The sequence below is a fragment of the Plantibacter sp. Leaf1 genome, from assembly GCF_001421315.1.
GTDB lineage: Bacteria > Actinomycetota > Actinomycetes > Actinomycetales > Microbacteriaceae > Plantibacter.
In genome coordinates, this window is record NZ_LMJX01000004.1 from 440 (window position 1) to 13,955 (window position 13,516).

Here is a 13,516-nt window from a genome sequence, read left to right on the forward strand (position 1 = left end):
GTAATCGGTCACTGAGCGCCCCGGTCACTGAGCTTGTCGACGTGCAGCCCGTCCTCGGTGCTGCCCTTCGACAAGCTCAGGGACCGGATTGGTGGGGCTCAGGGACCGGGTTGGTGGGGCTCAGCGGCCGGCAACCGGTCTCGACACCCCACCACCTCCGGTCACTGAGCTTGTCGAAGTGCGGCGTCAGCGCTCGGCGAGTTGGAGCGCACTCCAGAGCTCGGTGCGGTCGGCGAAGCGCGAGAGGTCGAGGTCGAGGAGCCGCTCGAGTGTCGCGATGCGTGCACGCAGCGTCTGCCGGTGGACGCCCAGGCGGCCTGCGGCCTGGTCGGTCACGCAGTTCGCCTCCAACCACACGCGTGCCGTCTCGAGGTGCGTCGCACGCGCGTCCTCGCCCAACCGTCCGAGCGGTTCGAGCAACCGGTTCGCGAGCACCGAACCACCCGAGGCACTCAGCAACCCGAGCAGCCCCTGTTCCGCGAGCGCCTCGTACCGCACGAGCCGCGGCGTCTCGCCGGCCGAGGCGCGAGCGCGGGTCGCCTCGGCGAGCCCGTCGCTCACCGCCGCCCACGTGGTCACCGCAGACACCCCGCCGGCGAGCGCGTGCCGGCCGACGACCCCGCTCCACAGCCCGGTGTCCGCGTCGCTCGACACGATGACGATGCGTGCGTCCTGCTCGGCGAAGAACAGCTTGCCCCCGTGGGCGGCGGCCTGGACGTCGAGTTCGGAGAGGAACCCGAGCTCCCCCGGCGGGATGTCGACGACGGCGACGCGGATCGGGTCGGGCGGGAGCGGCCCCCAGAGCCTGGCGGCCGTGCGCTCGGCGACGGCGTGGTCGCCGGACAGCAGGAGTTCGAGCAGCCCCGAGCGCAGCTGACGGCGCGCGAGGTCGAGGGCGCTGTGCTGTTCCAGCGCGATGCTCGCCAGGCCGATGACGCTCGACACGAGGTCGTGCTCGGCGTTGTCGAGCGGCACGCGGGACCCGACGGCGAGGATGCCCCGCAGCTCGCCGCGTCGGCCGAGCGTCAGCAGGGTCGCGCCGTCCGCGCCCTCGCCGAGGTGCAGGCCCGCGCGCGACCCGCGTCGGAGCACGTCCGCCACCGCGGCCTCGACGCCCTCGGGCACCGGCTCCCGCGTCCTCGTCACCACGCGGTTGCCGAGCGCGTCGTACAGGGCGACCCAGCAGTCGAGCTGCTGCCCGAGCTCCTCCAGGATCGCGGTGAGCCCGTCGGGTCGGAGCGCCGCCCTCGCGACCGCGCGCTGGGCGGCGAGCGACCACTCCAACGATGCGACCCGCGCAGCCGCGACCGCATCGGCGACGAAGCGGATGATCCCGATGAACGGCGTCCGCTCGCCCACCTCGAGCAGCGTGAACCGGTGACGGATGCAGGCGTCGATGAGGCGCTGCGGGACATCGGCGTGGATGATCCCCGTCGCGAATCCGAGCGCGACGACCCCCCGCGCCACCAGGCGGCGGACGTACTCGTCGGTGCGGCGGTCGGCCAGCTCCTCGCTCATCGACCCGGCGAACTGGGCGCCGTCGGTCAGGAGGAGCTGCTCGGCCTCGAGCCACGGGGTCGGGTCGCCGAGGTCGGAGTTGTGGACCCAGGCGATCTCGCGATCGAGGTCGGCGGCGTCGCCCTCGACGAGCAGCGTGAGCTTGAACACCGGCTGGGCCATGAGGATGCGCAACGTGACGCCGGTGTGGACGCGACCGGCCTCGCCGCCGATCACGGGTTGCGTGGACATGAGCCGAACCTATCACTGGATTCGACATGTACACGGGCGTCGCCGGTTGCCAGGCTGCAGGGGTGATCAACGACTTCCTCGCAGGCCTCGACAACGCCACCGTGCGCGACGCCGACACCCAGCGCGTCCTCCACTCCTGGTCCGCCCAGAGCACGCTCAACCCGCTCCCCATCGCGGGCGGGCTCGGCAGCACCGTCTGGGACCACGACGGCCGGCGGTACCTCGACTTCTCCAGCCAGCTCGTCAACGTGAACCTCGGCTACCAGCACCCGAAGGTGGTCGCGGCCATCCAGGAGCAGGCCGCCCAGCTCACGACGATCGCCCCCGCGGCCGCCAACGCGACGCGGGCCGAGGCCGCTCGGCTCATCCTCGATCGGGCACCCGACGGCTTCGAGAAGGTCTTCTTCACCAACGGCGGCGCCGACGCCAACGAGAACGCGATCCGCATGGCCCGCATCGCCACCGGTCGCGACAAGGTCATCTCGACCTACCGCTCGTACCACGGCAACACGGGCGCGGCCATCGTCGCGACGGGCGACTGGCGCCGCATCCCCAACGAGTACGCACGCGGTCACGTGCACGTGTTCGGCCCATACCTCTACCGCACCGAGTTCTGGGCGACGACGCCGGAGGAGGAGTCGGAGCGCGCGCTGCGTCACCTCGAGCGCACGGTGCAGGCCGAGGGCCCCGGCTCGATCGCCGCGATCCTCCTCGAGACGATCCCCGGCACGGCCGGTGTCCTGACCCCGCCGCCCGGCTACCTCGCGGGCGTCCGGGCGATCGCCGACCGCTACGGCATCATGCTCATCCTCGACGAGGTCATGGCCGGCTTCGCCCGCACCGGCGAGTGGTTCGCGTTCGACGCCTTCGACGTGCGACCGGACCTCATCACCTTCGCGAAGGGCGTCAACTCCGGCTACGTCCCGCTCGGCGGCGTCATCGTGTCGGCGGAGATCGCGCACCACTTCGACGACCAGGTGTTCCCCGGTGGCCTCACCTATTCCGGCCACCCGCTCGCGTCGGCGAGTGTCGTCGCGACGCTGACGGCGATGGCCGAGGAGGGCGTCGTCGAGCACGCGAAGACGATCGGCACCGACCACCTCGGGCCGGCCCTGCACGCCCTCGCCGAGCGACACGACGTCATCGGCGAGGTCCGCGGCAGCGGCGTGTTCTGGGCGGTGGAGCTCGTCGAGGACCCCGAGACGCGCGCCCCGCTCGCCGCCGCCGACATGGGCCGGTTCAAGTCCTCCCTCATGGAGGCGGGCCTCCTGCCGTTCATCAGCGAGAACCGGATCCACGTCGTGCCGCCGGCGGTCGTGACCCCGGACGAGGTCGCCACCGGCGTCGCGATCATCGACAGCGCACTCACGGAGCTGCGCGCGTGACCGGCGAGCCGGAACCGTTCTGGGACCAGGTGTCGGGACTCCCCGCGCCGACGCCCGTCCCCCACGACACCCCCACCGCTGCAGCCGACGATCTTCAGGAGCACTCCGCATGACCACCACCGCCACCACCGAGACCACGACCACCGAGTCCGGCTCGCTGCCGGTCGTCCCGCACTGGATCGACGGCGCTGAGGCCCCGTCCGACTCGGGCCGCACCGCCCCCGTCTACGACCCGGCGCTCGGTGTCGCCACCAAGCACGTCGCGCTCGCGAACCAGGCGGAGATCGACCGCGCGGTCGCGTCCGCCGCCGCCGCCTTCCCTGCCTGGCGTGACCTGCCGCTCGCGAAGCGTCAGCAGATCGTCTTCAGATTCCGTGAGCTGCTGGAGGCGAAGAAGGGTGAGCTGGCGGAGATCATCACGGCCGAGCACGGCAAGGTCGTCTCCGACGCGCTGGGTGAGATCACCCGCGGGCAGGAGGTCGTCGAGTTCGCGACCGGCCTCGCGCACCACCTGAAGGGCGAGTTCTCGGAGCAGGTCTCGACCGGGGTCGACGTGTACTCCACGAAGCAGCCGCTCGGGGTCGTCGGGATCATCTCGCCGTTCAACTTTCCAGCGATGGTGCCGATGTGGTTCTTCCCCATCGCCATCGCGGCGGGGAACACGGTCGTGCTGAAGCCGAGCGAGAAGGACCCGTCCGCGGCGATCTGGCTCGCGAAGCTCTGGAAAGAGGCCGGGCTCCCCGACGGCGTGTTCACGGTGCTGAACGGTGACAAGGAGGCCGTCGACGGGCTCCTCACCCACCCGGAGGTCCGCGCGATCTCCTTCGTCGGCTCCACGCCGATCGCGAAGTACGTGTACGAGACCGGCACCGCTCACGGCAAGCGGGTCCAGGCCCTCGGCGGGGCGAAGAACCACATGCTCGTCCTGCCGGACGCCGACCTCGACCTCGTCGCCGACTCCGCCATCAACGCAGGCTTCGGCTCCGCCGGGGAACGGTGCATGGCCATCTCGGTGGTCGTGGCCGTCGAACCGGTCGCGGACGAACTCATCGCGAAGATCGCCGAGCGTGCGGCGACGCTGCGGATCGGTGACGGGCGTCGGAACTGCGACATGGGACCGCTGGTGACGAAGGTGCACCGCGACAAGGTCGCTTCCTACCTCGACATCGCCGAGGCCGACGGTGCGACGATCGTCGTGGACGGCCGCAACACGCCCATCGACGGCGACCCGAACGGGTTCTGGCTCGGCCCCACCCTCATCGACCACGTCCCCACGACGTCCAAGGTCTACACGGAGGAGATCTTCGGACCCGTCCTTGCCGTCGTGCGCGTGCAGTCCTACGAGGAAGGCGTCGCCCTCATCAACGGTGGCGCGTTCGGCAACGGGACCGCGATCTTCACCAACGACGGCGGCGCAGCCAGGCGGTTCCAGAACGAGATCCAGGTCGGCATGATCGGCATCAACGTGCCCATCCCCGTCCCGGTCGCCACGTTCTCCTTCGGCGGCTGGAAGGACTCCCTGTTCGGCGACACCAAGGCTCACGGCGCCGAGGGTGTGCGGTTCTTCACCCAGCAGAAGGCCATCACCGCCCGCTGGCTCGACCCCTCCCACGGCGGCATCAACCTCGGCTTCCCCCAGAACTGAGGTCCCCCGGCCCCTCGGCAGCGCTCGCCACGAGCCTGCCGAGGGGTCGAGCGGTTTCCGGAGGCCCGTCGATACGCGGTTTCTGAGCTTGGCGAAGGGCGGTTCCTGAGCCTGTAGACGGGCGGTCCCTGAGCTTGTCGAAGGGCGGGACTGGTAGGCGGGGCGCCCTTCGACAAGCTCAGGGACCGGTGGTCGGGTCACGGCCGGTGACCATGGTTGCCGGGTGGCGCGGGAGCCGCGACAATGGCCGGGTCCCCAGGAGCAGGGAGCACCACCGATGGCCATCGAACCGATCGAGCTCGACCACACCTTCACCGCGCCGATCGGCGTCGACGTGAAGGGTGACGTCTGGTCCTGCGTCGAGATGCCGGGCTCCGCCGAGTTCTTCGGCAGCGGCAAGACCGTGCGGGTCGACGCGACCGTCGACGGCGTCGAGGTCCCGAACGTCGGCCTCATGCCCACCGGCACCGGCGGGCACATGCTCTCCATCAGCGCCAAACTCCGCAAGCGGCTCGGCAAGGAGATCGGCGACGCGGTCGAGGTGCACCTCAGCCGCCGGCTGAGCTGACACCAGGAGATCCGCGTGACAGCAGGAGATCCTGAGGGAGGACATCCTGCTGCCGCGCGGATCTCCGGTGATCAGTTGCCGGTGACCCGCCCGATGAGGTCCTGGATGAAGGGGACGATGTCGGACGCCTGATCGACGCCGGCGATCGCGACCGCGAGCAGCGGCCACAGCGACACGAGCAGCGCCGAGATGACCGCGGCGACCGCCAGCACCCACGACAGCGCACCGTTGCGACTGCGGACACAGCCGAGGAGCAGCAGCAGTGCGAGGATGTAGCCGACGAGGAGCGCGGCGATGATGCTCCCGACAGGCACGTTGAGCGCCCCGACCGTCGCACCGTCGGCAGCGCCGATGAGACCGAGGATCGGGATGAGCACTCCGACGACCACGAGCACCACGAGGACGACGCCGGTGATCGCGGCAGCCCAGACGGCACGCGGTCGCGGACGGCTGGCCCCGTAGGACCGGGTTCGGCTGAAGAGGGGCATGACGGTTCTCCGTTCGCTGGTACCGGTCAGTGCTTGGGGGAACGGGAGGGCTGCTCCGGATCCGTCGTCGACGCGGATTCAGGGGCGGCGGCGGGAGCCGTCGCGCCCGCGTCGGTTCCTGAGTCGGCGTCCGCGTCGGCGGGGCTCGGGTCGACGCCGCGCGTCACCTCCTCGGCGACCTCCGCGAGCGCGTCGGCGGCTTCCGCGAGCTTCTGGGCTGCCTCGGAGAGGTCCTCCGGCAGATCGCCGTCGGTCGCCGGTTCCACCTGGCCGGTGGCAGCCGGCGCGTCCGCGATGATCGCGTCGTCGTCCGCTGCGGGTGCGTCCGCGACCGGAACGGCGACCACGGTGGTGTCGGTCGGTGCATCGGCGACCGGAACCTCGCCGTCCGACACGGTTACCGCGGCATCGTCAGCGGACTTCGGCGGCTGCTTCGACAGCCCTTCGAGCGCGTCGCCAGCGGCATCGGCCACGTTCGCGGCACCGGCGCGGGCGGCGTCGGCAGCATCGGAGGCTGTGGCCTTCGCCGAGTCGAGCGCCTTCCCGGCGGCGTCGCCAGCGGCACCGATCGCCTCGCCCGTCTTCGCCTTCGCGTCGTCGATGGCGGCGGTCGCGCCGTCGATCAGCTCGCCCGGGTCCGGGTCGGCCGGATCGAACGGGCCGTGCACGTCGGTGACGGTGATGTCGATGTCGACCGGCCCCGAGTGACGCGCTTCCAGCACCGAGGCGATGTCGGCGCGAACGGTGTCCGCGACCTCCTCGACGCTCGCCGGGTACTCGGCGACCAACGAGACCTCGACGTTCAGCACGTCGTCGTCGGCGAGCACGTTGACCCCCGGGACGGAGGTGCGTCCGAGCAGCCGGGTCCTGGCGCTGTCGACGGCACGCGCCGTCGGGGAGCCGAGCGCGTGAACACCGGGGACCGTCTCAGCGGTGGCGGCGATGACCTGCGCGAGCTCGTCCTGCTCCTGCTCACGTCGGCGACCGGAGTCAATCTCCACGACCGGTGCGCTCGGCTCGGCCGGCTCGGCCATGGGCTCCACCGCGGGGACCGACACCGAGCTCGACGCGGGCTTCGCCGCCGCCGCCGGAGGCTCACCGTCGTGCGACTCGATGCGGCGCACCTCGTCGTCACCGTGGGCGGGCACGAGCACCGTCGGGTGCTCGGCGCGGACCTCGGCCGGCGTGGGGATGTGCTGCTGATCCGGGTGCTTCGTGTCGTCGCTCATGCGATCCTCCTCGCGCCGCGTCGGCGGCGCATCGGTCCTGCGGTCATGCTGCTGTCGGTTCGGGCTGCCACGGCGGTGCCGCGGAGCGGTGGGTCAGACGACCCGGTTGGTGCTCGCGAGGCGGGTGCGGAGTCCGCTGACGATCTGGACGACCACCGGGGTGGACGTCCCGAGGGCACCGTCCCACTCGTGGATGGCGGCCTCGATGTCGCGGCGCAGCTCCATCGGCGAGGCACCACGGCGGGCGTGGGCGGTGAGCCGCAGGGCCGTCTGCTTGCGGATCCGGAAGCCGGTCACGTCCACCGCGACGACGTCGGGGTTGCGCCCGATGGCCTCCTCGAGGACCTGCTCGGCGAGCTTCACGTCGAGGATGACGCGACCGCCCGTCGGGGTGCCCTTGGCGGGCTGCTCGTCGACCTGCAGCAGCGTCCCGGTGTGGCCGCGACCCTGACGGAGCACGAACCACAGCAGGATGACGATGAGGAGCACGGCGGCTGCAGCAGCGACCCAGAGGATCCACGGCTGGGCGTCCATCGTGTCGGTGGTCGGGCCGACGGCGCGCTCGGCGTTCTCGCTGATCGTGCGCTGCACGTCCGGCAGGAGCGCGCCCACGGAGAGCGCTGCACCGGCCGCCAGGACGACGAGTCCGACGACGAGGATGAAGAAGCGGTTGAGGAATCGGTTCGTCGAGTTCATCAGGCCACCGTTCCCTGTTCGTTGAGCTTGACCTTCACCCGGAGGGCGGGCCGGAAGTCGTAGGATGCGACCTCCGCGTCCACCGCCTGCTGGATCTCGCGCTGGTCGACACGGCGACCGCTCGTCGGCGTCACGTCGACGCGGGCGCTGCGGGCACCGACGCTGACGTTGACCTGCGAGGGGTCGATGTCGCCGGCGTAGGAGGCGACGCGGGCGAGCGACTGGGCGATCACCCGGTCGTCCACGACGGTCGCGGTGCGGTCGGCGATCGATCCACGGCGACCCTGGCGGGCGGGTGCCAGCGACAGGACGATCAGGATGAACCCGACGATCGCCGCGACGACACCGATGGCGACGAGCAGCGGGGCCGGAGCCGTCGCCGCCGTCAACACCGCGGTGACGATGTCCTTCGGTGCGACGAGGAGCGGCTGCTGCCCGATCGCGGCCAGCACCGACTCCGTGCCGAGCCAGGCGAGGACGAGCGCGAGCACGATGGCGATCGTGATCGCGAGGGCGGACCGCGGCGAGTGCGTCTCGCGACGCACCGCACGGCGGTACAGGGCTTGGGTGCTCACAACACCCTCCTTCGTTCTTCGAGCTTCGCGCCCGTGATGTGGAGATCGACGCGTCCGATGGTCGATCCGGTCAGGCTCAGGCACCGCTCACGGATGCTGGTCTGTGCTCGTGCCAGGCGTTCGAGCACTGTTCCCGACGTGCGGGCGTCGGTGCCGAGCGGCGACACGTGGATGGGCGTGCTCGCGGTGACCGTGAGGGCCCCGTGGGCGTCGGAGAGCTCGACCGAGACCTCCGACGCCCGCACACCGAGTTCCTCCGCGGTGACGGCAGACACGACGCGACGCACGGCGCGGGAGCTGATCGTGTTGCGACCATGCACGGCCTGTTCGGCCGCCACCGCCGCGGTCACGACGACCGCCGCCCGCGGAGCGCGTCGGCGACGCCGCGCAGGTCCAGCTTGCCCTCGAGCACGCGTCCGATGCCGAACCCGATCAGCATGAACAGGGCGACGAGGATCATCGCCCAGAAGCCGAAGGCCACGGCTGCGAGCGCGAGGACGGCACCGACGAGGATGCCACGGTCGGTCGTGCTCACTGGACGCGGCTCTCGTCAGCGTCGTTGTCGTCGTCGGACGGGATGTGGACGTCGGAGACGGTCACGTTGACCTCGGTGACGTCCATGCCCACGACGTTGGCGATGGCGTCGGTGACGCTGCGACGGACGTCGTCGGCGACGCGCTGGAGGTCGACGGGGTACTCGGCGACGATCACGATGTCGGCGGCGACCTGCTTCTCGCCGACCTCGACGTTGACGCCCTGGCCGCGGTCCTGCGCGTTGATCGCGTTGCGGATCGCACCGATGGCACGGGCCGCTCCGCCACCGAGGTCGTGCACGCCGGGGACCTCACGGGCGGCGATGCCGGCGACCTTCTGGACGACGCCGTCGGCGATGACGTTCTTGCCGGTGGAGGTGGTGGCGGCGTGGGTGGCGGTGTCGGTGGTGTTCGACATGGTGTTGCTCCTTCGTGGCTGGTGGTGCGGTTGCACAGTCGGGGGTCCGGCTGCGGTGCCCGTGTACCGGGCGACATCTATGAGACTGCTCGTCACGGCCGAAGCTCACGGTCGCGGGCGATTTCCGAGCGAAGCACTCATTTTCTGGATATTCGGGCGGCGAGGCCCTGGCTCAGCCGCGAAGCGTCTGGCTCGGGCTCTCGCCGAACCGCGTGCGGTACGCCGAGGAGAAGCGTCCGAGGTGGGAGAAGCCCCACTTCCGGGCCACCTCACCGACGGTGGTGTCCTGCGGGGCGCTCGCGGCCAGGTCGCTCCTCGTCCGGCCGAGTCGGATGTCGCGCAGGTAGGCGGTCGGCGACATGCCGAGTTCGCGGCGGCAGTGCAGTTGCAGGGTGCGGGTGTGGAGGCCCGCGGCCCTCGCGGCGTCGGCGGGCGTGATCGGCTCCGCCGCGTGGTGGTGCAGGTATTCGACCGCGAGGCGGGTGCGGGCCATGGAGGGTTCGCGGAGCGTCTCAGGCAGGTCGAACACCGCCCACGGGGCGAGCTGCAGGAGGGCGAGCGCGAGGGGTCGCTGGGCGTTCATCCGCAGCAACGGTGGGGCGGCCTCGTCGGTGAGCACCGGGGTGGAGGCGTTCAGCGCCGTCCGCCAGCGTTCGATCGCCGCAGTGGTCGGCGTCGCCTCGAGGTCGAAGGACAGCTGCTGACTCGGGCCGGCGTGGATCTCCGTCGCGAGGTCCTCGAGATACGCGGGTGCGAAGACCACGGAGTTCTGCCGGTGCGGGGTGAGGTGCACCGTGTACGGCCGGTGGAACGGCAGGACGAACGGGGATCGCGGGATCTCCATCCGCTGTCCGTCACGTCGCACGATCCATCCGCCGCCGGTCTGCACCCAGGAGACCACGTAGTCCGTCAACCCAGGGGTCTCCCCGGTGACGTGACCATTCATCGTCGCCGTGCGGAGCGAGACACGGTCGTCGCCGATCGACACCCACTGGAACGAGAACGGCTCGGTACCGCGGGTGACGGTGAAGCGGCTGCCGTCGTAGGCGCGCTCGTAGTTCTGGCGCGCGGTCGCGGGGTCGTCGCCGCTGACGGTGACCTTGCGGATCGGCACCGTCGACACCGAGCTGCTCGTGCTGCCGAGCATGGTGCCGGTGATGTCGGATTCGCGCTCCGGGTCTGCTTCTGGTGCGAGGAAGGAGTGGTGCATGGTCGTCCTTGTGCGTGATGGGGATCTCTTCGCCGCGGGACGGGCCCCAAGGCCCCGCCGGTGTTCCGCGTCATTGGAGAGACGGACCGTGAGGAGGGAATCTCACGGTTCACACAGCTGTTCGTCAGACAACGCTGTTGCGGATGCCCTGCAGGACGTGTGCCGGCGAAAAACCAGTAGTCGAGATCTCCCGGTGACAACGCGAATCCGCCCTCCGGCACGGTGGCCGGAGGGCGGATCGGGTGTACGGGCGGCGGACCGCTCTCGCTCAGGAGCGGTCGCGGCCGTGCCGCCTACGCGGCGTCGAGGTAGCCGTTCGGGTTGAGCACGTACTTCTGCGCGGCCCCCGCGTCGAACTCCGCGTACCCGCGCGGGGCGTCCTCGAGGGTGATCGCGGTGGCGTTCACGTTCTTCGCGATATGGACCTTGTCGTGGAGGATCGCCATCATGAGGCCGTGGTTGTACTTCATGACCGGGCACTGACCGGTGGTGAACGACAGCGACTTCGCCCAACCCGTGCCGAGGCTCAGGGAGAGTGCGCCCTTCTTCGCGGCCTCGTCGATGCCGCCCGGGTCGCCCGTCACGTAGAGCCCGGGGATGCCGAGGGCTCCACCGGCCGCCGTGATGTCCATGAGCGAGTTCAGTACGGTCGCCGGGGCTTCATGGCCGGCGTCACCGCCGTGGCCGCGGGCCTCGAAGCCGACGGCGTCGACCGCGCAGTCGACCTCGGGGACGCCGAGGATCTGTTCGATCTGCTCCCCCGGTTCGCCCTTGGTGAGGTCGACGGTCTCGCAGCCGAAGCTCCGGGCCTGGGCCAGCCGGTCGGCGTTCATGTCGCCGACGATGACGGCTGCGGCACCGAGCAGCATGGCCCCGGTCGCCGCTGCGAGGCCGACGGGGCCGGCACCCGCGACGTAGACGGTCGATCCGACGCCGACGCCTGCCGTGACGGCACCGTGGAAGCCGGTCGGGAAGATGTCGGACAGCATGGTGAGGTCCATGATCTTCTCGAGCGCCTGGTCGCGATCGGGGAACTTCAGGAGGTTCCAGTCGGCGTAGGGCACGAGCACGAACTCGGCCTGGCCGCCGACCCAACCACCCATGTCGACGTAACCGTAGGCACTGCCGGGGCGGTCGGGGTTCACGTTCAGGCAGATGCCGGTCTTGCGTTCCTTGCAGTTGCGACAGCGGCCGCAGGCGATGTTGAACGGGACGGAGACGATGTCGCCGACCTTGATGAACTCGACGTCGGGTCCGACCTCGACCACTTCACCGGTGATCTCGTGTCCGAGGACGAGGTTCGGCGGTGCGGTGGTGCGACCGCGGACCATGTGTTGGTCGGAGCCGCAGATGTTCGTCGCGACCGTTCGCAGGATCGCACCGTGCGGGACCTTCCGACCGACGTTGGCCGGGTTCACCCCCGGTCCGTCCTTCAATTCGAAGGTGGGATAGTCGATGTCGATGACCTCGACGACTCCGGCTGCTTTGTAGGCGACGGCTCTGTTACCTGACACGTGATCCTCCTTGATCGCGGGCGCCCGGTGTGGGGCACCCTGTGTCTGCATGACCCTATCCCGCTCTCGTCCGCAGCGGCAGGCCCCGTGGTCCCTGAGCTTGTCGGGGCCCTTGTCCCTGAGCTTGTCGAAGGGCGCGACCCCGGTCCCTGAGCCTTGTCGAAGGGCCTGGTCCCGAATCCCGACCCCCCGGTCCCTGAGCTTGTCGAAGGGCGCCCACCATCTCCGTGTCAGCACCCACCTCTACGCTGAGAAGGCGCAACCCCGAGGAGAACACCCAGCATGAAGAAGACTCCTGTGGCGTTGCTCGTCGCCCTGCTGGCGGCAGTCGTGGTCCTCGTCGCCACGCAGCTCGGCGGCGGGACGGTGTTCGGCGGTGTCGCGTCGCCATCGCCGTCGCTGTCGTCCGCGGCGCCCACCCCCGCGCCGGTCAGCCCGAGCGCCCGTGCCTCCCTCGAGGCGGCCGGGTTCGCGGTCGTCGACGCGTCCGGGCAGCTGGTCGTCTCGGGGTCGGCGGTCGAGGACGCGCTCGCCGACGTCGACACCGCCTCCCGGGTGGCGACCGGTTACGACCGGGAGCTGTTCGGTCAGCGGTGGGCCGACGTCGACCGCAACGGCTGCGACACCCGCAACGACGTGCTCGCGCGCGACCTCGTCGGGGTCACGTTCAAGCCGGGCACCCGCGACTGCGTCGTCCTCACCGGTGTCCTGCACGACCTGTATACGGGGACGACGATCGATTTCCAGCGTGGTGAGCGGTCGAGCCAGCTGGTGCAGATCGATCACGTCGTGCCGTTGGCGTGGGGCTGGCGGCATGGCGGGAACGCGTGGACGCCGGAGCAGCGGGAGCAGTTCGCGAACGATCCGATCAACCTGCAGGCCGTGGACGGTGCCACGAACTCGTCGAAGTCGGACTCCGGTCCCGGCGACTGGATGCCGCCGGCCGCCGCCTCGCACTGCGAGTATGCGGCCAGGTTCGTGCTCGTGCTGATGGCCTACGACCTCACGCTCGACGACGCCGATCGCCAGGAGCTGACCAGCACCCTGGGCACCTGCGGCGCGTAGCCGCGCCCGCCCGCGCCACGAGAACAGGACGAATGCACGAGAGCAGGACGCTTCGCGCGATTCCATCCGGTTCTCGCGCAGATGTCCTGCTGTCCCGCGGCACGAAAAAAGCGGCCCACCGAAGTGGACCGCTTTCCGTACTGTGCGCCCGAAGGGATTCGAACCCCCAACCTTCTGATCCGTAGTCAGATGCTCTATCCGTTGAGCTACGGGCGCATTGCTTGCTGAGAGAAGAGAACTTCGGCTCGGCAGGCCGAAGTAGAGCCTACAACACGGAGGCCTCAGACGCCAATCGAGCCTGGACGGGGGCAGGGATCTGGGTGGGTGGCCCTTCGACAGGCTCAGGGACCGGAGTGGCCGGGTCCGCGGAACGGGTTGCGGACCAGAGCGGCGTGGCCCTTCGACAGGCTCAGGGACCGGGGACAAGCGCGGGGCCAGGGC

At 70.4% G+C, this 13,516-nt stretch carries 14 protein-coding genes and 1 tRNA gene; 4 read left to right on the forward strand and 11 right to left on the reverse strand.

The genetic code is table 11. The annotated features are described in order from the left end of the window. Positions 1-186: 186 nt before the first annotated feature. Entirely contained in the window at positions 187-1,749 is a 1,563-nt protein-coding gene (locus ASE44_RS16820; RefSeq protein WP_056782050.1) for a PucR family transcriptional regulator, read from the reverse strand. A gap of 26 nt (positions 1,750-1,775) precedes the next feature. On the opposite strand from ASE44_RS16820, the gene ASE44_RS16825 reads away from it, so the two are divergent. From ASE44_RS16825 to ASE44_RS16835, 3 genes are all read left to right on the forward strand, one after another. Beyond that, positions 1,776-3,134, forward strand: coding sequence for an aspartate aminotransferase family protein (locus ASE44_RS16825; RefSeq protein ID WP_082456190.1), 1,359 nt, complete (start codon positions 1,776-1,778; stop codon positions 3,132-3,134). Between the two features lie 109 nt (positions 3,135-3,243). Further along, on the forward strand, positions 3,244-4,779 hold the full coding sequence (locus ASE44_RS16830; protein ID WP_056782052.1) for a CoA-acylating methylmalonate-semialdehyde dehydrogenase: 1,536 nt from the start codon (positions 3,244-3,246) through the stop codon (positions 4,777-4,779). Positions 4,780-5,056: 277 nt separating this feature from the next. Continuing rightward, a complete protein-coding gene (locus ASE44_RS16835) occupies positions 5,057-5,347 on the forward strand; it encodes a DUF1905 domain-containing protein (RefSeq protein ID WP_056782053.1) in 291 nt (96 codons plus the stop codon). A gap of 71 nt (positions 5,348-5,418) precedes the next feature. Here ASE44_RS16835 and ASE44_RS16840 read toward each other — a convergent pair whose 3' ends face one another. From ASE44_RS16840 to fdhA, 9 genes are all read right to left on the reverse strand, one after another. Next, positions 5,419-5,835 carry a hypothetical protein gene (locus tag ASE44_RS16840; protein WP_056782054.1) on the reverse strand — a complete coding sequence of 139 codons (417 nt, stop codon included), beginning with the start codon at positions 5,833-5,835 and terminating at the stop codon, positions 5,419-5,421. Between the two features lie 26 nt (positions 5,836-5,861). After that, positions 5,862-7,064, reverse strand: a complete 1,203-nt coding sequence (locus tag ASE44_RS16845; RefSeq protein WP_056782056.1) for an Asp23/Gls24 family envelope stress response protein — start codon at positions 7,062-7,064, stop codon at positions 5,862-5,864. Between the two features lie 93 nt (positions 7,065-7,157). After that, positions 7,158-7,760: a hypothetical protein gene (locus ASE44_RS16850; RefSeq protein ID WP_056782058.1), complete on the reverse strand. Its 603-nt coding sequence runs from the start codon at positions 7,758-7,760 to the stop codon at positions 7,158-7,160. Further along, entirely contained in the window at positions 7,760-8,335 is a 576-nt protein-coding gene (locus tag ASE44_RS16855; RefSeq protein ID WP_056782060.1) for a hypothetical protein, read from the reverse strand. The genes ASE44_RS16850 and ASE44_RS16855 overlap by 1 nt, the downstream gene beginning before the upstream one ends. After that, complete coding sequence (locus ASE44_RS16860) at positions 8,332-8,685, reverse strand: hypothetical protein (protein WP_056011066.1); 354 nt, start codon at positions 8,683-8,685, stop codon at positions 8,332-8,334. Before ASE44_RS16860 ends, ASE44_RS16855 begins: the two co-directional genes overlap by 4 nt. Further along, positions 8,682-8,870, reverse strand: a complete 189-nt coding sequence (locus ASE44_RS16865; protein ID WP_056011063.1) for a DUF2273 domain-containing protein — start codon at positions 8,868-8,870, stop codon at positions 8,682-8,684. Before ASE44_RS16865 ends, ASE44_RS16860 begins: the two co-directional genes overlap by 4 nt. Then, entirely contained in the window at positions 8,867-9,286 is a 420-nt protein-coding gene (locus ASE44_RS16870) for an Asp23/Gls24 family envelope stress response protein (protein ID WP_056011060.1), read from the reverse strand. The genes ASE44_RS16865 and ASE44_RS16870 overlap by 4 nt, the downstream gene beginning before the upstream one ends. Positions 9,287-9,458: 172 nt before the next feature. After that, positions 9,459-10,496 carry a helix-turn-helix transcriptional regulator gene (locus tag ASE44_RS16875; protein WP_056782062.1) on the reverse strand — a complete coding sequence of 346 codons (1,038 nt, stop codon included), beginning with the start codon at positions 10,494-10,496 and terminating at the stop codon, positions 9,459-9,461. Between the two features lie 293 nt (positions 10,497-10,789). Next, the gene (gene fdhA, locus ASE44_RS16880; RefSeq protein WP_056782310.1) at positions 10,790-12,010 is read right to left on the reverse strand and encodes a formaldehyde dehydrogenase, glutathione-independent; all 1,221 of its coding nucleotides are present in this window, start codon (positions 12,008-12,010) and stop codon (positions 10,790-10,792) included. A 282-nt stretch (positions 12,011-12,292) separates the two neighbouring features. On the opposite strand from fdhA, the gene ASE44_RS16885 reads away from it, so the two are divergent. Beyond that, positions 12,293-13,075: an HNH endonuclease family protein gene (locus ASE44_RS16885; protein ID WP_082456191.1), complete on the forward strand. Its 783-nt coding sequence runs from the start codon at positions 12,293-12,295 to the stop codon at positions 13,073-13,075. 143 nt (positions 13,076-13,218) lie between these two features. Here the strand turns inward: ASE44_RS16885 and ASE44_RS16890 are convergent. Then, positions 13,219-13,291, reverse strand: a tRNA-Arg gene (locus ASE44_RS16890). Between the last annotated feature and the right edge of the window lie 225 nt (positions 13,292-13,516).